Source organism: Companilactobacillus formosensis (genome assembly GCF_005405305.1).
In the GTDB taxonomy this organism is placed as follows: domain Bacteria; phylum Bacillota; class Bacilli; order Lactobacillales; family Lactobacillaceae; genus Companilactobacillus; species Companilactobacillus formosensis.
The window spans coordinates 158,848-184,202 of sequence record NZ_BJDU01000004.1; the positions used below are offsets into that span (position 1 = coordinate 158,848).

Sequence of the window (25,355 nt, forward strand, 5' to 3'; positions counted from 1 at the left end):
AAAATAAGATTACTATTGACATGAATAAAAGGCTTTCATATTGGAGGGATGAAAATGAGAGAAAAAGTTTTTCATAGATCTTTTTATATGTGGTTGATGGTTTTGCTGTCAGTTACTTTATTTTTTACTTTAGGTTCTACAAGAACTGTATATGCTGATATTAATAGCGCAGATGAACCTGAAGCTGGGTCAGAATCTAATGATGATAGTGGACAAATTCCAGCTAAGTTATATTTAAATATATCTTATAAGGGCAAGGTTATACAAAATGAACGAATAGAATGTGAACTAAGATCATATCAAAAAGATAATCTTGCTGATGGTCAAGAAGTGTCAATGGATAAGTTGTATTCAAATGGATCTTATGAGCCTGTCGATGGACATTATAAACTTTCAGATGGATCTGAAGTTTTTCCTACAAATTCATATTATTTAAAATGGAATAGTGAAAAGAAGCAATTATATTTAACTGATAAAGATAATGAAATTTTTTCGTTTAGTAAAACGGGAAACTCTGAATCCATAATGCCCGTTCAATTTTCCAAAATATCTATGGGCTTTTACTATTATGCCAGTAATAATGATGATTTAATTGGAACAGCGACGGCAACTGGAACGTTGGAAAATAATAAATTTACGATTGATGTTCCAGAGAAGCCAGAAAAATTTTCAAATTTAAATTATGATGCATATAGTGGGGATTATAACCTGTATAAGGGCAGTCCAATTAATTTAGACGGGAGTAATCTTAGTCTTTCGACGAGTGATGATAAGAATAATCCACATAATTATATTTTTTATCGGAATATCCATCTTTCAATACCTAATGTAGGTTTTTACCGGACAATTTATTTGAATGATATTGTTTATTCATCTAGAAAATATACGGTGCCATCAAATGCTACGACTTTTACTGGATACAATGAAAGTTCAAATGAAATTCCTAAAGATGCTGAACTCTATGATACATATGCGGGATACTATATTAAGGACTTCACATTGGGCGGTGTTATTTCCGAAAAGGATGTTGCTGCTCGTCTTTCTTTAAAAGATAATAAGATTTATGATTATGGGAATATTGACAGTGATACGTTTCTGACAAAGATATATAGTCAAAATCATCTCTTTGGAATGTATTCTAATGGTTACGTCACATTAGATTATTATTACCAAAGGAAAGATAATCCTAAAACCAGTTCACAAGATGTGCTATTACATACAAACTTAGGTGATAAAATAGTTCGTGTTGAAGGAGATATTCCATCTAAAGATATTAAAGTTGATGTTCCAGTTGTTGATGGTTATAAAAAGGGTTCTGTCACAGCATCTATTGATGAATCTGGAAAGATAACTTTGAAAGATCCTGATGGAAATGTCAATGATGAAAAAAGTTTATATGATTATGTAAAGGGAACTGATGATTCTGGTTCATCATCAACTCCAACTAAACCAGAACCAAGTATTCCATCTCATTCAAGTTCTTCAGTGCATAAAGTTGAACCAACTATTACTAAGAAGAATCAACTAGTATCAACTGCAATTTGTAAAGGCTATGTATCACTGTATAAGATTAGTGGTACCAATATTTCTAAGGTAACTGATCAAGCATTAAGTGCTTTTTCTGATTGGCAAAGTGATGAAATGGTTACGATAAATGGAGAAAAATACTATCGAGTAGCTACAAACAAGTGGGTTAAAGACCAAAATGTATATGTTTACCAACCCTTAGATACGGTTGTAAAAACAAAACAGAATTTGGTTTATATGAAAAATGATGAATTTAATAATATAACTAATCGAGCTTTAGCTGCTAATAGTAGTTGGAAGGTTGATCGTATTGCTTATTTAGAACGTGATAGTACTCCTTATTATCGTGTTTCGACTAATGAATTTGTTAGAAAAGATGATATAAATATTGGTAACTAAAAAATACGCTAGCATTGTCGATTTGACAATACTGGCGTATTTTTGGATTAAGCTCGCTTCTTGTTGAAATAGTGAATGTAATAAACCGGTAAACCTAACAAGGTAATTCCAATTCCCATGAAAGCTAATCCTGGTTGTCTAAGCAAGGTAGAGATAATGATGTAAGCTCCACCAGCTAAGGCAATCAATGGCGGGATTGGATAGAAGTTAATTTTATAAGGACGTTCCAATTCTGGTTCGTTGCGACGTAAAATGAATACCCCGACGAACATCATCATAGAGAAAATCCACATGACAAAAACTAACATATCGGTCAAATAATCAAAACTACCCATGAAAATCATCGCAATAGCAATGATAGTCTGAATCAAACCTGCATTTGCCGGTACACGAGAGTTTTTAGTCAATTTACCAAAGAACTTTGGAAAGATAATTTCATCGTCAGCTCCCAAAACGTAACTAACACGAGGACCGGTCATAGTGTAGCCATTAACAGAACCGAAAACGGAAATTAAAATTCCAATCGTAACGATTTTTCCACCAATATCACCGAAAATTCTAATAGCAGCTTCAGAAGCGGCATTTTGATTTCCAGGGATGAGGTGGAAAGGCAAGAATTTGATAAAAACAAAACTAATTGAAACGTAGATCAAAGTAATTAAGAATAGACCAACGATAATTGATCTGGATAAGTCTTTTTCTGGTCGCTTCATTTCACCGGCCAAATTACCAACGTTCATCCAACCGTCAAAGGCAAACATCGTTGCTAACAGTCCACCACCTAATGATGACCAGAAGTTAGCATGTGTTCCTGAATTGATTGGAAAGAGTGACACGGCATGCGTTGATGGTGTAAATAGACCAACAATGATGATTAAAGCAATCGGAACTAATTTGGCAATTAAAGAAATTGATTGAATGCTCCCACCGACTTTGGCACCGAGTAAATTAACTAAATATAAGAAAACTGCCAAGGTAATAGCGATTGGAATTTGCCAATTACTAGGAAGGTTCAAAAGATTCATAACTTGTGTAGCAAAGATGATTGATAATGCAGAAATCCCTGCAGGATAGTAAATAACTGATTGAGCCCAAGCTAAAAGAAATGCTGGAACTTTACCATAGATATATTCAATATATTTATAAATACCACCAGCAACGGGTAAAGCAGAGGCAAGTTCCGCAACCGTCAAACCAGCGTTGATCGTAATGAAACCAGCTAATAGCCAGACTAAAATCGTCAAACTTGAAGAGCCAGTAGCCGTTGTAACGCTAGAAATTTTGAAGAAAACTCCACCACCGATAACCAAACCCATAACGGTAGATAATGCTGGAAAGAAACCTAGATCCCTCTTGAGGCTAAATTTATCTGTTTCGTCGTTCATAAGTGAAAAATGTACTCCCCTCAAATGGTTAAAGTAAAATTATATACCATATTGTTAATACTACGAAACTTTTTTTATGGTAATTACGCTTACATATAAGTAAAATTGAATCTAGAGGTGATTTTATGATTAGTTTAGGAATAATAGGAACAAATTGGATCACAGAACAATTTATTAAGGCAGTGGATGAAACGAAGACTTTCGAGTTAACGCATGTATACTCAAGAACAATTGAAAAGGCTCAGAGTTTCATTGCTGATTTAAAAAAACAAAATATCGATATGAGTACTGACCTGAATGACTTTTTTAAGAAGGATTTTGATACAGTTTACATTGCATCTCCAAATGCTTTGCACTTCAGTCAGGCGAAGTTGGCTATCGAAAATAATAAGAACGTGATTGTGGAAAAGCCAAGTACTTCCAACATTCAAGAGTTCAGTGTCCTAGAAAAACTTGCTCAAGAAAAAGGCGTATTTATATTTGAAGCTGCTAGACACATTCACGAACCAATCTTTAAGAAGATTGAGGAGATCGTCAATAAACATCGTGATGAGCTCAGTGGGGCTACATTTTCATATATGAAGTATTCGAGCCGTTATGACGCCTATTTGGCAGGCAAGAATCCCAATATCTTTACAACTAAATTCTCCGGTGGTGCCTTGTATGATTTAGGCGTTTACACAATTTATGATGCAGTTGTCTTATTTGGCCAACCAGAAAAGGTCGAATATAGCGCTGAATTTCTCAGTTCCGGTATCGATGGCAGTGGGAGTTTGACTTTGAAATATCCAAATTTTGACGTCAATATCATTATCGGCAAGACGAAGAATTCTTATATGTCATCCGAAATTTATTTTGGACGCGATACTTTAGTTTTGGATAACGGTGGAGATATCCATCATCTTGATTGGGCTGATGACAATAAGAACGTTACTGACATACCAACTGTTAAGAGTCAAAACCCAATGGATTCTGAAGCCAGAGAATTTGCCAGAATTATGTTGGAAAAAGATACGGCTACTTATGATAAACTGTTAGGATACGCTAGAATAGTAAACAGAGTTCTAGAACAAGCAAGAACGAGCGCAGGGCTTGTTTTTGAAGCAGATGAGGAAAACTAAATTGGAAATACCAAAATTATATCAAGCTTATTTTAAGCAAAATCATTTTGAAACTTTGACTAAGATTCAAGATGCAGTTTACATGCCTTTTAAAGAAGGTAAGGATTTAGTCGCCATGGCACCAACCGGATCTGGTAAAACATTAGGGTTTGTTATGCCAATGATTGAGACACTTGTGCCTAAAGATGGATTACAAGTGTTGATTTTGGAGCCTTCACAAGAACTAGCTATGCAAGTTAGAGATGTAATCCAACCACTGGCTAAACTAGTTGATTGCAAGGTTCAAGCATTGACTGGTGGGGCTAATCTAACTCGTCAATTGAAGAAATTGAAAGAAAAACCAGAAATCATCGTCGCTACTTTGGGTCGTTTGAATGAATTAACTGAAGCCAGAAAGGTTAAACTTGGTAATTTAAATACGGTCATCGTCGATGAAGCTGACGAAATGTTGAATGAAAGCAAATTGGAGAGCGTTAGAAAGACTATTTCACAAATGCCAGCTGACGTACAAATGACTTTCTTCTCAGCCACTGGTAACGATATTTTCCAAGACATGCACAAGTGGTTTGGACAAGATTTCTTAGTCATCGATCAAAGAAACGACACTAGTTATACGGCTGGTATCAAACATTATTTCGTTGATGCTAATAGTGAATTCATCAAGAATGCGATGTTACGTGAACTGGCTCATGACAAGAAGTTTTTAGGAATTGTTTTCTTCAACAATTCTCGATCATTGCACAAAGCTATCAGTGATATGAATCATGACAAAACTAATTTTGTGACGCTAGATAGTAAGATGTCTTCACAACAAAGAAAGACAGCCATTCAATTGTTCTCTAACAAACGAGTGAACTTGTTATTGACAACCGATGTGGCCGCTCGTGGAATGGATATCGCTGACGTTAATACGATCGTCAATTACATGGTTCCTCGTGATAACAGTGAGTACGTTCACCGTGCTGGTCGTACTGGAAGAATGGGTAAGAGCGGTAATGTGATTACTTTTGGTAACAGTCACGATATGAGAAATCTCCAAGACATTGTTGATGTAACGCTTAAAAAAGTCTACATTGACCATGATGGTAAGCTTACTAAGAAACCAACTTTCGATAAAAAGAAACGTTATAACGACAAAAATAAATCAAAAGCTGTTTCAAAGCCTAAGAAACGCTTACGTGATCAAAAGAATAAAGGTAAGCGTAAGTTCCATAAAAAGGAAGAATCAAACTAAGTTAGAATCTACACACTTTTTGCGTTAAAATAAAAAGTGTGTTTATGGTCCCTTGGCCCAGTTGGATAGAGCAACTGCCTCCTAAGCAGTAGGTCCCCGGTTCGATCCCGGGAGGGATCATTATCAAGTGATAAGTGAACAAAAATAGAGTCATAAATGTTGGAAAAACATTGTGGCTCTATTTTTATAAGGAGGAAACCATGCAAAACCTAAAATGTAGCGATACTTTATCAATTAGTAATCATCGTGTTTTTTCATCTGATTTAAACGAACACAATACTGTTTTTGGTGGCAAGACTTTGATGACGATTGACGATAACTCATCGATTGCAGCGTCACGGATTGCTAGAATCGAGACCGTTACAGCATCAATTGATCAAGTTAATTTTATTTTGCCATTCGGTTTGCAAGATTCGATGTGTACTGAATCCTACGTATCTGGTGTGGGCAGTCGTTCAATTGAAGTCTTTACTAAAATAATCGGCGAACACTTGAAAACAGGAAAGAGATTTCTCGGTTTGACTTGTTTTTCGACTTTTGTAGTAACGGATAAGAATATTGTTTTGCCAAGCATTGTACCTGATAGCGATGAAGCAGAGTATGTCTGCAGTGGATATCATAAACGTCAATCAGAGCGGTTGGAAAAATTGATGGAACAAGAGAAATTTAACCAAAATATTAGTCTGCAATTTCCTTGGCAATAAAGTGTCACAGGTATCATTGAAAGCCCTTTCATAATAATGATATAAATTATATATACAAAAACGAGGGGGTTAAGAGATGAAAAGTTTTATTGCTTTTATGGAGAAACACTTTTTACCAGTTGCTTCAAAAGTCGGTAATCAACGTCATTTAGTTGCGATTCGTGATGCATTCGCGTATACAATGCCGTTAATGATCGTTGGTGCCTTTGCCGTACTTATCAACAATTTACCTATTCCCGGGTTCCAAGAGTTTATGAATGGGGTCTTCAGCCAAAAGATGGGGGATTCATACGTTTGGACCCTATTAGGTGGAAACATTTGGAACGGTTCGTTCGCTATTCTATCTATCTTTATTTCGTTCTTGGTTGCTCACAACTTGGCTAAATCTTACGGTGTTGATGGAATTTCCGCTGGTATCGTATCATTAGGTTCTTTCTTTGCTGTTGGTGGTGCACAAGGAATGGATTCAGCCGGATTGTTCATAGCTTTGTTGGTTGGATTGCTTTCTACGGAATTATTTAGACGTTTATCTGATGTAGATAAATTTACAATTAAAATGCCTGACGGCGTTCCACCAGCAGTTGCTAAGTCATTCGCTGCCTTACTTCCAGCTATCATCACAATCACTGTTTTTGCTTTTATTACAATGCTTCTAAATGCTATGGGTATCGAAAACGTTGTTACAGCTTTCTACAAGGCTGTTCAAGAACCATTTATGGGTATGGCAAATTCATATCCAACAGCACTATTGATTTCCTTTATTACACCATTCTTATGGTTCTTTGGTCTTCACGGTGCTAACATGATCGAACCTTTCATGCAAACTATCAATGCTCCAGCTATTCAAGCTAATGTTGCTGCATTGAAGGCGGGTAAGGAAATCCCTTATATCGTTAATAAACCATTTATGGATTCATTTGTTAATATCGGTGGTACTGGTGTAACAATCGGTTTGATTATCGCTATTTTTATCGTTGGTAGAAGAAATAAACCTTATATGTCAGTTGCATCTTTGGCAACAGCTCCAGGTTTATTCAATATTAACGAACCATTGGCATTCGGACTTCCATTAGTATTGAATCCAATTCTATTCGTACCATATATTCTCGCACCAATGGTTTGTGTAAGTATTGCTTATTTTGCTACGGCTAGTGGCTTTATGCCAGCTGCAACAAGTATGCCGCCTTGGGTAACGCCACCAATTATTGGAGGAATCATCGCTACCGCAAGTTGGCAAGGAGGGGTTATTGCAGCACTTAATATTGCGGTCGCCGCCCTCATTTATGCACCATTTGTTTATATGAGTACAGCTATGGAAATTAACAAAGCAAACAAGTTGCTTGATGATTAATTAGTGTTCTATAGAAGGATGACATTGTTCATCCTTTTTCTTTTTCCTAAATTGATACAGGTAGTGACAATAATGTCATATTTATCACGGATGAGTTAAAATGCTCTTGATAAGCTAATTTCATGTAATGTAGAATTAAATAAAACGTTTACAAAGTGGGTAAGGGAATGCTCTTTTTAGATCATACGCCAGAATTGACGGAAACAGACATGATAATTTATCGCATAATAGTCAAAAACATGAACACAGTTGTTTACATGCGGATTCGTGATTTGGCTAAAATAACATATTGTAGTACAGCTAGTATTCAGCGCTTTTGTCAAAAATTTGATTGTGCTGGTTGGTCAGAATTTAAGACACGTTTGAAATTGTACGTCGCCAACAAAAATTTGAATCAAGAATATCCGACTGACTTGGACAGTGGGGAAATTGTTCGTTCAATCATGGAAACCGATACGCCAGATGGACGTAAAAAAATTGATGAAGTTGCAAAAATGCTTTTAACGCGCAAGCATGTACTTTGGATTGGTCAGGGAACTTCTAAGATATTAGCTGAGTTTGGGGCGGTCAACTATTCTAGTTTCGTTAATTTATCGCTTTTGATTCAAAATCCCATCGACAATCCAATCGTTGATTTCGATGAAACTGCCGCTGACGAGTTGTGTTTAATCGTCTGTTCAGTTTCTGGAGAAAATCATATCATCATTAAATACATCGACAATTTTATTAAACATAAGGTTCCAGTCGTGGCTATCACTAATAATGTTACGTCGACCATTGCCAAGATGAGTCAATATACGCTGACTTATTTTGCAACCCAACAAATGATTGAAAGTGATAATGTTACCACCCAAACACCAGCAATGTTTTTGATTGAAAAATTGATTCGTCGAGCTTCATCATTAAAACAAGTTGAAAAGGACGCTAAACTTTAAAACGCAAAAAAAGACCAGAAGTCATATGATTTCCGGTCTTTTTGATATCAGAGATTAGATTAAATCATTAGCGCTGACCCATTCGTTAGTAGCTACACGGTACATTGTTTGACCGTTGATAGTAGCTGATTTATCAGTTCTCCAAGCTGTATTCTTAGCTAAAGCGCGATTAGTAACTTTTTGGCCATTAGCTTGGTATAATCTAGCGTCATTCTTTGTAAAGACGTTTTGATCAAGTGGTGTAACTTCTAGTCCATCAGCTAACTTAGTCCATTCGTTAGTAGCTACACGTAAGTAATTTACACCATCAAGGTTCATTAACTTGTCAGCGTACCATGATGAGTCTCCGCCTAAAGCACGGTTCTTTAGTTCATTACCATTTTCATCGAATAAAGTTGCGATTGTGTTAGGTAGTGCGTAGAAAGTAGTTTGGTGGTTAGAAATTGATTTGATATGAGTTGGTTTTGTTGCTGGTTTTTCTGTTTTACTTGAGGATGAGTTGTGATTAGTTTTGGTTTTTACTTCATTGTTCAATGTAACAGGATCTGTTTGGGTTTGATTATCTAATGTTCCTAAACCAACTTGATATTTACTGTCTACTTTTACAGGATTTCCTTTTTCATCAACAACTTGTGCTGCAGCCACTTTAGTAGCATCTTTATTAAATGTTACATTCAAGAAAGAGCTTCCAGTGGTTCTGATTGCAATTGAATGATTTTTTAATAAGGGAACATTCAAAATCATTCTGTCGGCACCGTAGTGAATTACAGTAGTACTCTTAGAAATTTCATTACTTAAATTGTTTTTTGCGGTCAAAAGATCAGTATAAGTAGAATCTTCAGTTAGACCATCTAGATTTTTTGTGAGAGTATCATAGAAATTATCCAAAGCAGCTTTATCGTCGTCATTAAATGTGGCAAAACGATCTTTGAGATTTTGTATGGTATTATTTAAATCTTCCGTGGTTAAACTCGAAGCTAAGTTTAATTTTCCATTAGCATCTAAGTAATCTGAATCAATTGAAAGTTCACCGTTCTCATCCAGACTTAATGGAATTGTATCAGTCGTTTTACCTTCCTTGTTTGAAAATGATAAGTATTCTGCATCGTCATCACTTATTGTTAATTTAGCAGTCTTAGGATCGGCAAAAAGTATTTTTCTTGAAGCCAAAGTATCGGCTTTTCCATTTATTGTAACGTCTTTTGGGGTTGCGTAAGTGTATGGAATTTTAGCATCTTCAGCAATATATTTATTTGTTTGATCAATTAATGACCCTAATCCGTCAATAGTTGAATCTTTTTCTGCTTTAGCAGATATGTCTTTATAAGCATCGGATAGTGTAGTTTTTTGAGCTGCAACTAGTGAATTTGAAGAACTCTTTTCCTTAAGTTTTTCTAGATTTTCTTCTAGGTTACTTTTTAGAGTGCTAATGATCTCTTCATCAGTTGGTTGGTCAGTTTCTTCTTGTGAATCTTGGCTTTGATTTCCTTCAGTAGTACCTTCTGATCCAATCACTTCTTCAGCCAAAACCGTAGTAGCGTTACTTACTGGTGCAGCGAGTGTTAGTGCAATAATCCCTAAAACAATTGGTCCATAATGTTTCTTCATATCTAATCCCTCCATGTAGTTGTTTACAAGAAAAATATATCAAATCAAGACGACATCTATTGTCGTTTTGCTACATTGAGGAAAATTTATTAAAAAAAACAGGCTTATTATGCCTGTTTAATGTAAATTAGTAGCTAAAATCATATCGCGTAACGCTTCAAAATCTTTACTGGCAAAAGATTCTTTTAGCGCTTCGTCGACGATTTTAGCCGTTTCTTTAAAATGATTGATCCCCGATTGGGTAATTTGTAAGCAGACTTCTTTATGGTTGTCATTGCTGTGATAACGGATGATAGGCTTACAAGGTTTATTTTCCAGTCTAACGGCCATTCTAGAAACAGCAGCTGAACTGAGATGTAAGGAGTCTTTAATTTCCAACAAGCTAGCTTTAGAATCGTATTGGTCGTAAAGATAGTGTAAAAAGCTAAATTCTGCAGGTGATAAATCATATTTAATCAAGATTTTTTCCAGCTTAGTTTGAATGTCATTTTCGAAATGCTTCATGCTCAACCAAGTGCAAACGTTTGATGGTTGATTGATAATAATCACCTCCAATAAAAAATATTAACGAATTAGTATTATGCAATAATTTTATTACTCGTGCAAGCAAAGATTATTCGCCATGATTTAGCAATTTGCTATACTAATCGTATAAAAAGTAGACGAGGGGATAAAGATGAATTTTTATTCGTATCAATATTTGGTTGATCACAATAACGAGCCAAATTTCCTATTTATTATAGGAATTATTATCTTAGCCGTAGCGATTTTTGTAACTGCTTTTTTGTACTTTAGAAACCGCTCTGATAATAAATATCGTGATTTATTAATTATTTTTGCATTTGGTATTTTCTTATTCATTGGTATCAACTACAACAATTATGAGCAACAGCTAGATATTAGCAACAAGACTAGTCAGACGTTAGATTTGATGACATCAGTCGCCAAAGAAAAGAAAGTCTCTAAAAAGAAACTTTATTCAAATAATTCTAGTTTGACTGAAGGTATGCTGATCAAAGCAGGTAAAAATATTTATCGAGTCAGTTTTGACAATAATTTGAGTAGTTATACATTAACGAAAGCCAGCATCATCAGCTCGCAAAAAATAAATCTGATTAAGAAATAGGTGAAACAATGGTCTTACAATATGGTGATTTAACTCTTAAATTTATTATTGGATTTCTATTCATGGTTTTGCAGATTAATTTATTTGGTCGTGGCAACATTGCACCAACTAGTGCGATTGACCAACTTCAAAACTATGTTTTAGGTGGAATCGTTGGTGGGATGATTTACAATTCCAGTATTACGATTTTGCAATTTACATTGGTTTTATTGATTTGGACTTTGGTAGTTTTCGTGGCCAAATTCTTAACTAACCACAATAATTTATTCAGAAAGGTCATTCAAGGTGATCCCAAGGTTATTGTGAAGAACGGTAAGATTGACGTTAATTTAGCTTTGAAAAATGGTTTATCAGCTAATGATTTGTCATTTAAATTGCGTCAGGCTGGAATCATGGATATTAGAAACGTGAAACGAGCCGTTTTTGAGCGTAATGGTCAATTGACGATAATTATGAAAAATGAAGATAACCTCAAATATCCAGTGATTTTGGATGGTCAGATTGATCATGATGAACTAGAAGCTATCGGTAAAGATAACGACTGGATCGAAAATGAATTGCAAAAACGTGGTCTGGAAGCTTCAGATATTTACATGGCTAATTATATTGATGGTCAATTAGTAGTCTATAAATATTAAGTTAAGTACTCCGAAACGATTTTTATTAAGCGTATAACTGTATTAGAATAGAAATGTAATAAATTTTGGTGGTGATAACATGGCAAGTGGTTCTAAGGCATTCTCTGTTTTCATGCTGATTTTTTATGCGATATTATTGTACTTTGTTTTCGCTGATAAAAATATGATTGCGATGTATATGATGGCAATCGGCATGTTTGTAGAGGCTTTAGTAAATTGTATTTGCACGTTTCGATCAAAGACTAAATAGGGTGGCGATTATAAATGTCAGATTCAAAAGTTTACAATGATTACTTTTTCGATGAACCAATTTTTGACTTGCACGACGGTGGTTATATTCCACTAGAGAAGGCTGATGTAAAAGATCAACCATTGAATATTCCTGCAGTCATCAAGCCGGATAAAGTAGATGGAAATGACGTCTACTACACAATTACAGCTCAAGAAGGGGAGACACAGATCCTTCCTGGCAAGAAAACTAAGACTTGGGGCTATAACGCTTCATTGCTTGGTCAAACAATTGTTTTTAAGCAAGGTGTACACTATCACATTCACCTCGTTAATAAATTATCAGAAGTTACTACTTTCCATTGGCACGGTTTAAATGTTACTGGACCAGTTGTTGATGGTGGACCACACGCTCCAGTTTATCCAGATGGCAGTCGTGATATTGACTTTACTTTGGATCAACCAGCTCAAACTGATTGGCTCCATCCACATCCATGTCCAAATACAGCTCGTCAAGTTTGGAATGGATTAGCTGCTGCAGTAGTTGTAACAGATGATGAAGAAGCTAAACTTCCATTCCCAAGAAATTATGGTGTCGACGATATACCAGTTATTTTGCAAGATAGAAGTTATCACGACAATCAATTAGATTACAAAGCTGATTACGATGTCGATGGTACTTTAGGTAAGTATGCCTTAGTTAATGGTACGATCAATGGTGTCTTCAATGTTACGACCCAAAGAGTTCGTTTAAGAATGTTGAATGGTTCTGACCGTCGTGAATGGAGATTGCACTTTGACGATAATCATGAATTTACGCAAATCGCTTCTGATGGTGGGACTTTGCCTGAACCAGTTAAGTTCACTAAATTGATGTTGACTTGTGCTGAACGTGCTGAAGTTATCGTTGATTTTGGTGACAAGAAGCCCGGCGATGTCGTTACTTTGATGACAGATGATATGCCAATTATGAAATTTAAGATTGGTGAATTTGCCAAAGATGATACGAAATTGCCAGAACACTTAACAACTATCGATGCACCAAAGGTAACTCCAGGACTTCCTGTAACGAGAACTGTTATGTCAGGAATGGACGACCAAGTACGTTTGGATGGCAAACTCTTTGATATGCAAAGAATTGACCGCAAGCAAAAAGTTGGCGACACTGTCCTTTGGGATGTTGTTAATACTAATGATATGGACGGCGGTATGATTCACCCATTCCATATGCATGGTTGCCAATTCTTAGTTCTCAGCCGTAATGGCAAAGAACCTTATCCTAACGAACACGGTTGGAAGGATACTGTTGGTGTCAATGCTGGTGAAACAGTTAGAATTGCTGTTCAATTCACTAAATTTGGTGTTTACATGTATCACTGCCACATCCTAGAACACGAAGATACTGGTATGATGGCTCAGATTGAAGCATATGATCCAAATCATGAACATAAATATCACTTAATTAGTATGGATGAAATGAATCATCCAAAAAATAAGTAAAATTGACAATCTTTTTGACTAGTTCTAAACTCGACTAGTAAAGTTTGTCAATAAAAAGAGGCAATACTAACATCTGTTGGTATTGCCTCTTTTAAGAAGAAGGATAGCTAAGTGGGTAAATTTAAAGTTCGTTTAGGATATTTGATATTTGCGATTGTTTTGGATGCTTTTTCGAATGCAGTAATGATTGATAGCAATATGGGCAGTGCTGTTTGGATGTCGTCAGCGGTCAATATTTCAGCATTTTTGCATTCACCATATGGAACGACTTTGTTTGTCTATGCCATTATTGTCACGATAGCTAATCAAATCCTATTGAGAAAATTTGACGGTCATATTTTTATTTCTAATTTATTATTCTCATTTCCATTCAGTTATTTAGTGGGGATTTTTTCCAATGTTCTAAATCCGTTGAATTTAAATCAATTTCCATTTGTGATTAGGTTACTAATCAATATTTTGGGATTGATTGGCGTCTCAATCGGAACTTCAATTTATCAAAGATGTAATTTGATTCAACACCCTAATGATGAACTAGCTTACTTATTACGTTTCAAATATTTACACGGATCAGCCGGTTGGGGTCAGTTGTTAAGTTATACGCCACCGGTTGTGATTATGATTATTTGTTTTATTTTGACAGGCAATATTTTGTCAGTTGGAATTGGGACTATTCTGGCAATGTTTTTCCAAGGTGTCATCATTGGTATTTCTGACAAAATTGTTGTGCCTTCATTAAAGCATCACTATTCATTTTAGAAAAATTGTACAATTGTCTTGCGATAGAAGCCCACATGGTTTACTATGACTAGTAGGGACTACCAGATTTAAAAACAACTGATTCCTTCCCGACGGTGAGATTAATTTCTCACTATTTTTTTTGGGCTTAAGGAAGAATTCAATAAAATATTTAAATAAAAAACTCGTTAAAATGCATGTTTAAAATTACATTTTGACGAGTTTTTTGATTGTTTATGATTCTATTTTTTCTCATCGAAGTCCATCGTTTGACCTTCAACCGTTAGACGATTACGACCAGAATTTTTGGATTCATACAAGTATTTATCGACTCGATTGAATAAGTCGTTGAAACTTGAGTCAGTATTTTTTAGTTGTGAGATACCAAAAGAGATACTGACGTTTAATTTTTGTCCTTTTAAGAAAAGTGGTGTATTGACTAAAGAATCACGCAGATCTTTAACAATAGGGATGCATTCTTCAGGAGTTTTGCCACGGAAGACGATAATAAATTCTTCGCCACCGAATCGGAATAATTGACCTTTAGTGTCCGTCAAAAACATCTCACGTTCCATCGTATGAGCAACATGCTTAAGTACTTCATCGCCTGTAGAATGACCATATTGATCATTGAATTGTTTGAAGTGGTCGATGTCAAACATTGTTACTGTTAAAGGAACCTCTTCACTATGGTAAGTTTGATAAATCTCTTGAGCAGTTCTGTCTAAATTGGCACGGTTTCTAACACCTGTCAGTTCGTCATAATTGACTTGTACTTGTAAGTCGTTGTAGGTTAGCATTGTTTCCTGAACCTTTCTGGCACAAAATCGGATAATCGACATGTAGATCAAGAAGACAACTAACATATTGGCAATCTCATAAACTGAGAAACTGTGGTCGACCCATAGCAAGATCCACCATGATAAACCAAAAAGTATTTGTAAGATCAAGTATTTCCATTCTGAATTTTGAAGTTTTTCTGTTTGTAGATAAATAAAAACGACTATAGCTACTAGGAAAATATATGATGCGATAAAAAATGGTAAATCTTTATTTTCCAGACGTTCAATATTCATTGAATTGTAATAAACAAAGGGCATTAGAATATTTATCCACAGAGTGATTTGGTTTCTAATCAAATACATGCAATATAATAAGATTGTCAGTTGGGCATTGGCATATAACCAACCATTGTTGATTGAACCATTGTTCAAAATGTGGAAAATTTGTTGCAACATTATCATACTAATTGCTAAGACGAATCCCTCAATTAAATGAGCAACCAATCTTTGATAAAGTGGAGAAGAACCACTGATTCTTCGTTCGAGTGAGTAAGCCACGATTGTGATTATTGTAATTAATCCAATCGTAACAAGCGTGATAATTGCTGAATTGATATTCAGATAATTATTCATAATGCGTTCTAAGATAATGTTTGACACGATTACCCCTCAATTTTAATTTTTTAAGCATGACTATTTTGATATTTAGCATGTTTTTTTTATCACATACTTTACATTATACGAGATAAATCATGAGATGTATAAGGTAAATTTAAATTATTATTTTATCGAAAAAATAATTAGTAAAAAAGATATTTAAACATTTATTGATAAAAATGAGTTATTATAATATAAATAGATAATTACAAAATTATGTTTTAAATTCAAATTTTTGAATGAATATTTTTTATAAAATGAGGGATTAGCAATGAAAGTAGTAGTTATAGGTTGTACTCATGCAGGGACCGCTGCTGTGGAACAAATTCTAGCAGAACATCCTGGTACAGAAGTTACAGTTTATGAAAGAGACGATAATATTTCATTTCTATCTTGTGGGATTGCACTTTATTTAGGGCATAAAGTAAAACATCTTGAAGACATGTTTTATGCAGACCCTCAAGATTTGGAAAAACTCGGTGCTAAGGTTTATATGAAGCATGATGTTTTGAAAGTAGATTCTAAGAACAAAACCATCATGTGTGAAGATATGAAGACTCACCAAATTATTAACGATACTTACGATAAATTGATTATGACTACTGGATCAACTGTCGCAGTGCCACCAATCATGGGGATTTCTGATACAAGGATTTTGATGTGCAAAAGTTATGCACAGGCAGAAGCAATTTATGAAACTGCCAAAGAATATAAGCATATTACGATTGTTGGTGGTGGTTATATTGGTGTAGAACTGGCTGAAAGCTATGCTAATACTGATCATGAAGTTTCTTTGATTCAATCACGTGACCAAGTTTTAAATAATTATTTGGACAAAGATATGTCACAAAATGTTATCAATTTATTAAAAGAGCACGGGGTTAATATTTATCTGAATGAACGAGTAACTGGATTTACTAGAGATGATGACGATAATGTTTTAATCGAAACCACTAAAGATGATCATAAAGCAGACCTTGTCATCGTCTGTACGGGATTTGTCGCTAATACGGAATTATTGCGGGGGCAGGTCGAGATGGATCGCCATGGGGCTATTATTATCAACGAATATACGCAAACATCTAATCCTGATATTTATGCGGCAGGTGATGCTTGTACAGTAATTTTCAATCCAACTGGCAAACATGCGTATATGCCATTGGCTACTAATGCTATTCGTCAAGGAGCTTTAGCGGGAACTAATGTCTTTGGCAATATCAAAAAATATATGGGTACGCAAGCTACATCTGCTATGGAATTGTTCGGCTATACGATTGCTTCAACAGGTCTAACTTTACGTCATGCTTTGCACAGTGATATCAATGCTGACACGGTAACTTATCACGATTATTATCGTCCTAAGTACATGCCAACGACCGATATGTTGACGGTTAAATTGGTTTACAACAAGGACAATCATTTGATTTTAGGCGCACAATTTTTTAGCAAACATGAAGTAGCTCAATCAGCTAACACGTTGTCGGTTTGCATCCAAAACAAAAATACGATTGATGATTTGGCTTACATGGATATGTTATTCCAACCAAATTATGATAATCCGTTTAACTATTTAAATTTAGTTGCCCAAAAAGCAGTGGCTAAGGAAAGAGAAGCCAAAGCAAAATAAAAGAGGAATTTCTTTTATTTCATATAATTTAAGGTCAAAAATAGCATCTATTCAGATTGCAATAATCTAAATAGATGCTTTTAGTTTGGTTATATAAAAATGCAGAGAAGTTCCATTTTCAATGTATTAGTTGTATGTAAGTTTATTTTTTGAATTAACCAACTTTTAGTAAGAACTAAATTTGAATGAGGAAATTCCTTTTTGTTTTCATTTAAAATTTATCGTCATCAGGTTCTAATTTAAGTAAACGAGGTTTGCCATAATAATATCCTTGACGCAAATCAATGTCTAAAGAATCAGCTAATTGATCGTCATGGTCATCTTCAATACCTTCTAGAATAAAGCGCAAGTTGTGCTCTCTACTAAAATCGCGCCAAAAGATGACCTTTTTTTCAATATCAGGGTCTCGTAATTTTTCGCCAAAGTTTTGAATGGCAAATTTAATTTCAGAGGCTAAGGGAACTAATTCTTTTATATTCTCTAGTTGATTGACACCAGTTCCGCAATCATCTAGAGAAAAGTCCATACCATAATCAATGAAATCTTTTATTAAGGGAATTAATTGTGAATTAGGCCAGTCTTGATCAGGGGTATCTTCAGTCAATTCAACGACTAAACGCAAAGGCCGCAAAATTCTTTGTGCTTCTATAATAGCCGTACGAACTTCTGAATCCATCAATTGATTACGATTGATATTAACCGAGACAGAACCAATTTTGAGTGATAATAATTTAGTTGTTGCAATTAAGACTGAGGCCATCGTATGTGAGGGGATATCCGAAAAGTTATGGGGTGGTCTCCATCCTTGCTCAGTCTTTTTCTTCATCAATAACTCATAACCTATTAAAGAGTTATTAAATTTGTCAAGCTGAGGCTGAATAAAAAATCTGTACATAACAAACTCCTTTTGACATCGTCTAATTCCCAAAGTCATGTTAAATCTATGGTAATGGTACTACAAGTCCAGTTTCATGTCATGATGCAAGATACCGGCTTCTTTGTATTGTTCACCAACAACTTTAAAACCTAATTTAGTATAAAACATTTGGGCGTGATCCTGTGCACCTAGAATAACATATTGATAATTGTGTTTTTTAGCAAAATCGAAAATATATTTTAATAATTCTGAACCGATATGCTTTTGGCGATATGCTTTTAAAACTGCTACACGTTGAACATGAATTCCGTTGTCTTCAGTTACAAAGAATCTAGCGGTTGCCATTGGAGTTTGATCATCATATAGGACAAAATGGGTACAGTGGTCTTCTAGTTTATCGATTTCGATATTTTCAGGAACATTTTGTTCTTTCACGAAGACCGTTGTTCTTATTTTTAAACTATCGTGATAAATCTCAGATTTTATATCATTTGTAGATTTTATTTGATGCATCTTATTCAGCTCCCTAAATAAAAAAGTCAACACAAGATAATTATATTACAAATACTGCTCGATTTTTGTTCTATTTTTGATATAAAAAAATACAATTTTTAAAAAAGAGGCTAAATTTATGCTTGATATAATTTACGTATATATTGTGTTATGCTTAAAAGAATGGAATGAGTATACAAATGTACAGTAGAGGAGGAACCGACGAATGAAAGTTATTGTTGTCGGATGTACACATGCTGGAACAGCTGCAGTTGAACAAATATTAACGAAGCATCCGGAGACTGAGGTAACGGTCTATGAACGTGATGATAACATTGCTTTTCTATCTTGTGGAATTGCTTTGTATTTGGGGAGAATCGTTAACCGTCTTGAAGACATGTTTTATGCGGATCCTACCACACTTGAAGGCTATGGTGCCGAAGTTCATATGAAGCACAATGTCTTGAAAATCGATTCAAAAAACAAAAAAATTGTTGTTCAAGATCTACAAACTCAAGAAATTTTTGAAGATACTTATGATAAGTTGATTATGACAACTGGTTCCGAAGTTGGTGTACCTCCAATCAAAGGTATGGATAATCAAAGAGTTCTATTGTGTAAGAGTTATGCACAAGCTAAAAAAATTTATGAATCAGCTTTAAATTATCCAAGCATTGCCATTGTTGGTGCTGGATACGTTGGGGTTGAACTAGCTGAAAGCTATGCCAACACAGTTCACGAAGTGTCTTTGATTCAATCCCGTGATCAAATTTTAAATAATTACGTGGATGATGGTTTGTCAAAAGAAATCATTGATAAATTAAAGGAACATGACGTGAAAGTTCATCTTGGCGAAAGAGTGGCTGAGATTGAAGATGGCGAACAGTTAACCATTAAGACTAAAGCTGGTCACGAGTATAAAGCCGATTTAGTAATTGTTTGCACTGGGTTCTTTGCCAATACTGACTTGTTGCGTGGACAAGTTCAAATGGATGGCTACGGAGCAATTATTATTAATGATTACATGCAAACATCAAATCCTGATATTTATGCGGGTGGAGATTCTTGTGTGGTTAAATTTAATCCAACTGGCGAATATCGTTACATTCCACTAGCATCTAGTGCCGTTCGTCAAGGAACTCTAGCAGGAATTAATATTTTCGGCAATATTCGTAAGTATATGGGCACACAAGCTACAACTGCGATGGAAATCTTTGGTTATACTTTAGCTGAAACGGGACTAACTTATAAGAAAGCCATTGCTAATGGTATCAATGCTGATTATGTAGTCTATAAAGATTACTATCGTCCAAATTACATGCCAACGACTGATATGTTGACGATCTACTTAGTTTACGATAAAGATACGCGTAAAGTTTTAGGCGCACAGTTATTCAGCAAACATGAAGTAGCTCAATCCGCTAATGCCGTTTCAATTTGTATTCAAAATGATAATACGATTGATGATTTAGCTTATGTCGATATGTTATTCCAACCAAATTATGATAATCCATTTAATTATTTGAATTTGGTTGCACAAATGGCAATTGATAAAGAAGATAAAATTGATAAAAAGTAATTTTTAAAGAAGAATCTTACTAATTGCGATTAGGGTTCTCTCTTAACGTTGGTTAGTGAAAATATTTCGTCCTCCATAGCGAAGAAAATTTGGCTGGAACGATGTGGGCACGACTTGGAGCCTTTGCTAAGCCCAAGTGCGGGCAAAGTCTTCAAGCTCGACCTTTCACTAGGCAATAAATTGCCAAGAGAAATTTCACATCTGAGCCAATTTTCTTCGCTATTCCGGACTAGATAGTGATTCTATTTTTAATAACAACAAACTAAAAGCGTCTATTTAGATTATTGCAATCTGAATAGACGCTATTTTTGACCTTAATTTTTAAGAAAGAACCCGATTAGTTTGTAGTTTTTTTTTGTTAGATGAATTAGCGAATATTTTGTTTTTTAAAGTTTCATTTTCATATAAAAAAATTAAAATATAAATTTACTTTTTTGAATAGCTTTTTCCTTTGTCAAAATGTATATTAAAAAAGGCGTTTCGAATGCTAGAATTTTTGTAGTTAATAGAATACTTTGAGGGTGATCATATGGGTTTAGGTGAAATCATTCGGATTTGCTTGAGCACTAATGCCTTAGTTACCGGAATCGTGACGGTCGGGCTAATAACCATCATCACCTATATTGCACTTACTTTTGAAAAGGATATTGAGTTATCTTCAGATTGGGCAAAAAAAATGGTTTCTGGATTATCAGAAGTCATTTTGCTTTTTACAGCTAGCTTTGTCATTATTAAAGTTTTTGAAAGTCTGACAGTAGGTAGTCAGATTGAATTAGGTAGCTTGTTCATTAATGCAGAATTGACATTGTTTTTTTATTTTATGTTTATTTTTAATAATCGATTAATAGTCATTTTAAACATTGCATTGCCTTTGTTGTATCATTTAGTTTCTGATTCGCAACAACATCAACAAATAGTATGGCCTATATTCATTAGCGCCTATGTTTTGTTAGCTATTGTCACTGAATATTTATACAGTCATAAGGATGAATTATATATTTTTGATTATAAGTATATATTTGGACAAATTTTATTTGGAGCTTGTTGGTGGTGTTTGTTATGGCTCGATCTTCGTTGGCCATTGATTAATATTATTAGCATGTTGATATTATTCGAGGTCTATATGTTTATAGCCCGGACTATTGAGATAAAGATGCAAAATTACTTTTATGCTTTTAATCGATTGAAAAAGAAGGTCAATTATGATGCCTTAACGGGGGTTAGAAATCGGGGTAATTTAAATAAGTTTTCAAAAGTAGTTTATGATGAGCATCGTAAAGATTTATGGAAACCTCTGACGGTCATTATCTTTGATATTGATGGTTTCAAGAGTTTCAACGATCGTTATGGACACGATATAGGGGATCAGGTGCTTCGGTACGTGTCACATTTAGTCGAGAGAGAGCTTCATCTAGACAATGATGGGGGTAAGTTATTTCGTTATGGTGGAGAAGAATTTCTCATTATCATTGAGGGAGTAAATGGTGATGAGAGCATTAAGTTAGTTAAATCCATCAATAAGACTTTGAAAAATGTGCCACTGTTTACGCAGGATATGAGTTTGAGCATTACTTTATCTTTTGGCGTAACAACTTTAAAATCAACGGATAAGTCCTTCAGTGATGTTTTCAAACGAGCCGATCGCTATTTGTATCAATCTAAGAATAGTGGACGGAATTCTTTTACTGTTGAAGGGCAAACACAGTCAAATGAAGGCAAACAAAAAAACCAGTAGGTGGGGTACCTGACTGGTTTTTTAGGTTGATCGATAGGAGCAAGAAATTAATTTACGTCATTGAATGATGGGGTATTCAATGAATCGGGGAGATTATTATGATCCGTTGTATTTTTGGGCAAATTTAAGAAATGAGTTTTTTTCTCCTATCGCGTTGTAATTGGGAGTTACAACTTATCAACTTGATATCTAGAATAAGCATCTATGCATAGACAATTTATTCTATATGGGAGGCAAAAAATAAACTTTGAAAAGCTTATTCTAGACTTGGCAAAGTATATATTTTAGCCCCTCCTTCCTCTATGTTAGCGCTTTCTCTCATTGGTACAAAGTCATTATAGCAAGTTTCTTTTTATTTCACAATTCAAAAGCTCATGACATGTAGATGGTTAAATTACAAAAAATACTTAAATAACGGGCAATCTAGAGGTTTTGAACTCATTAGAAACTTTTTTTAATTATTGTTGAATATTTCACAAAGTTTTAGAGTATAAAAAAAGACGAAGATTTAAATCTTCGTCTTAATAAAGGTTTATTACTTGATTGATGGTGTACCGAACCACTTGATACGTTCGATAGTTGTATCAGTAATAGCTTTTGTACCAGGTGCAAGCAACTTACGTGGGTCATAACCCTTAGCGTCAACATCTTGGTCATGTCCGGCTTCGATGTATTCACGTGTAGCTTTAGCAAAGGCCAATTGTAATTCAGTATTAACGTTAACCTTTGAAATACCCATTGAGATAGCCTTAACGATTTGTTCCTTAGGGATACCTGAACCACCATGCAATACAAGTGGTGTTGAGATTTCAGCAGCTAATTCTTGTAGACGGTCAAAGCTTAGACCTTTCCAGTTGTCAGGGTAAACACCATGGATGTTACCAATACCAACAGCTAGGTAGTCAACACCAGTAGCAGCAAGTGTCTTAGCTTCTTCAACGTCAGCTAGTTCACCAAGACCAGTAATACCATCTTCAGTACCACCGATTGAACCAACTTCAGCTTCAACAGACATACCCTTAGCGTGAGCTAATTTAACGATTTCCTTTGTCTTTTCAAGGTTTTCGTCGAATGGTAAGTCATGACCATCGAACATAACTGAGTTGTAACCAACTTCGATACATTCTTTGGCAGCTTCGTAGTTACCATGATCCAAGTGCATTACAACTGGAACTGTAATACCCATTGATTTGATTGTGTCTTGTACAAGGTGTAGACATAATTCGTAACCACCCATGTACTTAGCAGCACCCATTGATGTTTGAACCAAGATAGGTGTTTGTGTTTCTTGGGCAGCAGCTAAAATACCACGTGTCCATTCCAAGTCGTTGATGTTAAAAGCACCAACAGCATATTTGCCTTTACGGGCATTGTTGAAAATTTCGTTACCGTTTGTTAAAACCATCGATAATCCTCCAAAAATTCCATTCATTATTTGAATACATTAATAATTCTAACTCAAAAGCCGAAAAATTCCTACAATTTTTAACAAACTATTTCAGTAAACGCTTACCTAAAATGAAAATAACAGTAAAATGCTATTAAGTAGAGAATAATCAAAAAAATTAAAATATACCACCAGTATTTTTTCCCCTTTGATTTAATGAGAGTGTTGTAAATTGCAATAACAACAAAAAATGCAACTAGGGTGGTAAGAATGCTTAAAATTATTAAAACTGGTAAATTTATCATGTTGGGATAACCGACCTTTTTTCAGAAAATAAGAGAAAACCTAACTACCTATATTAATACAGATATCTTTGATATACTGGAACTAATTTATTGAGGTGATAATTTTGAAGAAAATTAAAGTTATGACTGTTTTTGGTACAAGACCAGAAGCAATTAAAATGGCACCACTAGTTTTGAAATTAAAGCAAAATAGTGATCGTTTTGAAACTGTAACCGTAGTTACGGCACAACACCGTGAAATGCTCGACTCAGTCTTGGAAATTTTTAAGATTAAGCCAGACTATGATTTGAACATTATGAAAGAACGTCAAACTCTAAGTGGAATCACAGGGTTAGTTTTGAAGGAATTGGATAGTATCATCGAAAAAGAAACTCCTGATATTATTCTAGTTCATGGTGATACAACGACGACCTTCAGTGCAGCTCTTTCAGCATTTTACCACCAAACAGCTATTGGACACGTAGAAGCAGGATTGAGAACTTGGAATAAGTACTCACCATGGCCAGAAGAAATGAATCGTCAAATGACTGATGATTTGACTGATCTTTATTTTGCTCCAACAAATGAGAGTAAAGCTAACTTGTTGAAGGAAAATCATCATGGTGAAAATATCTTTGTAACTGGTAATACAGCTATTGATGCTTTGAGAAGCACTGTTCATAAAGATTATCACCACGATATTTTGGATGTCATCGATCCTAATAAGAAGATGATTTTGATTACCATGCACCGTCGTGAAAATCAAGGCGAACCAATGAAGCAAGTCTTCAAAGCAATGAAGAAAGTTGTTGCTAAACATGATGATATTGAATTAGTTTATCCAGTGCACTTGAATCCAGTCGTTCAACAAACCGCCAAAGATATTTTAGGTGGCGTTGATCGAATTCACTTGATTGAACCACTCGATGTCGTTGATTTCCACAACTTAGCATCCAGAAGTTACTTTATCATGACTGATTCCGGTGGTGTTCAAGAAGAAGCACCTTCATTAGGAAAACCTGTTTTAGTATTGCGTGATACGACAGAACGTCCTGAAGGTGTCGAAGCTGGTACATTGAAGTTGGTCGGAACTGATGCCGATGTTGTCGAAAAGGAAATGACTAACTTAATTACTAATAAAGATGAGTATGATCGTATGGCTAATGCTAAAAATCCTTACGGTGATGGTAAAGCATCTGAAAGAATCCTTGATTCAATTAGTTATTACTTCAAACAAACTAATCAAAAACCGGATGAATTTAAATAATATTTTTATAACAAAAAGGAATCTCATTAGAGTGTAATGTATTTTACATTCTCAATGAGATTTTTTTTGTGTAAATTTTGAACTTTTTTAGCAAAGTGTTAGAAAGATGACATTCTTTTTTTTGATTATTTGCTAAATTAAATTGTGAAGAAGATAACAAAAATCAAAGATTT

General features: G+C 34.8%; 22 protein-coding genes and 1 tRNA gene. 16 read left to right on the plus strand and 7 right to left on the minus strand.

The annotated features are described in order from the left end of the window. Positions 1-87: 87 nt before the first annotated feature. Positions 88-1,926, plus strand: a complete 1,839-nt coding sequence (locus FFM65_RS06115) for an SLAP domain-containing protein (RefSeq protein ID WP_137610102.1) — start codon at positions 88-90, stop codon at positions 1,924-1,926. A gap of 47 nt (positions 1,927-1,973) precedes the next feature. Here FFM65_RS06115 and FFM65_RS06120 read toward each other — a convergent pair whose 3' ends face one another. Beyond that, the gene (locus FFM65_RS06120; RefSeq protein WP_119318126.1) at positions 1,974-3,311 is read right to left on the minus strand and encodes an APC family permease; all 1,338 of its coding nucleotides are present in this window, start codon (positions 3,309-3,311) and stop codon (positions 1,974-1,976) included. A gap of 125 nt (positions 3,312-3,436) precedes the next feature. Here FFM65_RS06120 and FFM65_RS06125 point away from each other — a divergent pair, with 125 nt between their 5' ends. The 6 genes from FFM65_RS06125 to FFM65_RS06150 all read left to right on the plus strand — a co-directional run bounded on the left by FFM65_RS06125 (position 3,437) and on the right by FFM65_RS06150 (position 8,656). Continuing rightward, positions 3,437-4,432, plus strand: coding sequence for a Gfo/Idh/MocA family protein (locus FFM65_RS06125; protein WP_119318127.1), 996 nt, complete (start codon positions 3,437-3,439; stop codon positions 4,430-4,432). A 1-nt stretch (position 4,433) separates the two neighbouring features. After that, on the plus strand, positions 4,434-5,666 hold the full coding sequence (locus FFM65_RS06130; RefSeq protein WP_119318128.1) for a DEAD/DEAH box helicase: 1,233 nt from the start codon (positions 4,434-4,436) through the stop codon (positions 5,664-5,666). Positions 5,667-5,712: 46 nt separating this feature from the next. Then, positions 5,713-5,786, plus strand: a tRNA-Arg gene (locus tag FFM65_RS06135). A gap of 80 nt (positions 5,787-5,866) precedes the next feature. Then, positions 5,867-6,370, plus strand: coding sequence for an acyl-CoA thioesterase (locus FFM65_RS06140; RefSeq protein WP_119318129.1), 504 nt, complete (start codon positions 5,867-5,869; stop codon positions 6,368-6,370). 76 nt (positions 6,371-6,446) lie between these two features. Then, a complete protein-coding gene (locus FFM65_RS06145; protein ID WP_119318130.1) occupies positions 6,447-7,721 on the plus strand; it encodes a PTS sugar transporter subunit IIC in 1,275 nt (424 codons plus the stop codon). A 167-nt stretch (positions 7,722-7,888) separates the two neighbouring features. After that, complete coding sequence (locus tag FFM65_RS06150) at positions 7,889-8,656, plus strand: MurR/RpiR family transcriptional regulator (protein ID WP_119318131.1); 768 nt, start codon at positions 7,889-7,891, stop codon at positions 8,654-8,656. 54 nt (positions 8,657-8,710) lie between these two features. Here the strand turns inward: FFM65_RS06150 and FFM65_RS12320 are convergent, their stop codons facing one another. Further along, positions 8,711-10,264, minus strand: a complete 1,554-nt coding sequence (locus tag FFM65_RS12320; protein ID WP_245954237.1) for an SLAP domain-containing protein — start codon at positions 10,262-10,264, stop codon at positions 8,711-8,713. A 117-nt stretch (positions 10,265-10,381) separates the two neighbouring features. Continuing rightward, positions 10,382-10,819, minus strand: coding sequence for a helix-turn-helix domain-containing protein (locus tag FFM65_RS06160; protein WP_218022555.1), 438 nt, complete (start codon positions 10,817-10,819; stop codon positions 10,382-10,384). A 121-nt stretch (positions 10,820-10,940) separates the two neighbouring features. Here FFM65_RS06160 and FFM65_RS06165 point away from each other — a divergent pair, with 121 nt between their 5' ends. From FFM65_RS06165 to FFM65_RS06180, 5 genes are all read left to right on the plus strand, one after another. After that, a complete protein-coding gene (locus FFM65_RS06165; protein WP_119318134.1) occupies positions 10,941-11,390 on the plus strand; it encodes a DUF3290 family protein in 450 nt (149 codons plus the stop codon). An 8-nt stretch (positions 11,391-11,398) separates the two neighbouring features. Next, a complete protein-coding gene (locus FFM65_RS06170; RefSeq protein ID WP_119318135.1) occupies positions 11,399-12,028 on the plus strand; it encodes a DUF421 domain-containing protein in 630 nt (209 codons plus the stop codon). Between the two features lie 79 nt (positions 12,029-12,107). Further along, positions 12,108-12,278: a nitroreductase family protein gene (locus tag FFM65_RS12155; RefSeq protein ID WP_162897941.1), complete on the plus strand. Its 171-nt coding sequence runs from the start codon at positions 12,108-12,110 to the stop codon at positions 12,276-12,278. 14 nt (positions 12,279-12,292) lie between these two features. Further along, a complete protein-coding gene (locus tag FFM65_RS06175) occupies positions 12,293-13,756 on the plus strand; it encodes a multicopper oxidase family protein (RefSeq protein ID WP_119318136.1) in 1,464 nt (487 codons plus the stop codon). Positions 13,757-13,867: 111 nt separating this feature from the next. Next, the gene (locus tag FFM65_RS06180) at positions 13,868-14,515 is read left to right on the plus strand and encodes a DUF6198 family protein (protein ID WP_119318137.1); all 648 of its coding nucleotides are present in this window, start codon (positions 13,868-13,870) and stop codon (positions 14,513-14,515) included. 221 nt (positions 14,516-14,736) lie between these two features. Here FFM65_RS06180 and FFM65_RS06185 read toward each other — a convergent pair whose 3' ends face one another. Then, positions 14,737-15,936, minus strand: coding sequence for a GGDEF domain-containing protein (locus FFM65_RS06185; protein WP_119318138.1), 1,200 nt, complete (start codon positions 15,934-15,936; stop codon positions 14,737-14,739). Between the two features lie 268 nt (positions 15,937-16,204). On the opposite strand from FFM65_RS06185, the gene FFM65_RS06190 reads away from it, so the two are divergent. Continuing rightward, the gene (locus FFM65_RS06190; protein ID WP_119318139.1) at positions 16,205-17,560 is read left to right on the plus strand and encodes an FAD-dependent oxidoreductase; all 1,356 of its coding nucleotides are present in this window, start codon (positions 16,205-16,207) and stop codon (positions 17,558-17,560) included. Positions 17,561-17,771: 211 nt separating this feature from the next. Here FFM65_RS06190 and FFM65_RS06195 read toward each other — a convergent pair whose 3' ends face one another. Then, the gene (locus FFM65_RS06195; RefSeq protein WP_119318140.1) at positions 17,772-18,455 is read right to left on the minus strand and encodes an EAL domain-containing protein; all 684 of its coding nucleotides are present in this window, start codon (positions 18,453-18,455) and stop codon (positions 17,772-17,774) included. A gap of 60 nt (positions 18,456-18,515) precedes the next feature. After that, positions 18,516-18,950, minus strand: a complete 435-nt coding sequence (locus tag FFM65_RS06200) for a GNAT family N-acetyltransferase (RefSeq protein ID WP_119318141.1) — start codon at positions 18,948-18,950, stop codon at positions 18,516-18,518. Between the two features lie 205 nt (positions 18,951-19,155). Here FFM65_RS06200 and FFM65_RS06205 point away from each other — a divergent pair, with 205 nt between their 5' ends. Together FFM65_RS06205 and FFM65_RS06210 are read left to right on the plus strand one after the other, a co-directional pair. Next, the gene (locus FFM65_RS06205) at positions 19,156-20,508 is read left to right on the plus strand and encodes an FAD-dependent oxidoreductase (RefSeq protein ID WP_119318142.1); all 1,353 of its coding nucleotides are present in this window, start codon (positions 19,156-19,158) and stop codon (positions 20,506-20,508) included. Between the two features lie 529 nt (positions 20,509-21,037). Further along, positions 21,038-22,243: a GGDEF domain-containing protein gene (locus FFM65_RS06210; RefSeq protein ID WP_119318143.1), complete on the plus strand. Its 1,206-nt coding sequence runs from the start codon at positions 21,038-21,040 to the stop codon at positions 22,241-22,243. Between the two features lie 535 nt (positions 22,244-22,778). On the opposite strand, the gene fba is transcribed toward FFM65_RS06210, so the two are convergent. Beyond that, positions 22,779-23,648 (minus strand): class II fructose-1,6-bisphosphate aldolase, encoded by an 870-nt coding sequence (gene fba / locus FFM65_RS06215; RefSeq protein WP_119318144.1) that lies wholly within the window; start codon positions 23,646-23,648, stop codon positions 22,779-22,781. Positions 23,649-24,039: 391 nt separating this feature from the next. On the opposite strand from fba, the gene wecB reads away from it, so the two are divergent. Then, complete coding sequence (gene wecB, locus FFM65_RS06220; protein WP_119318145.1) at positions 24,040-25,182, plus strand: non-hydrolyzing UDP-N-acetylglucosamine 2-epimerase; 1,143 nt, start codon at positions 24,040-24,042, stop codon at positions 25,180-25,182. Positions 25,183-25,355 lie beyond the last annotated feature (173 nt).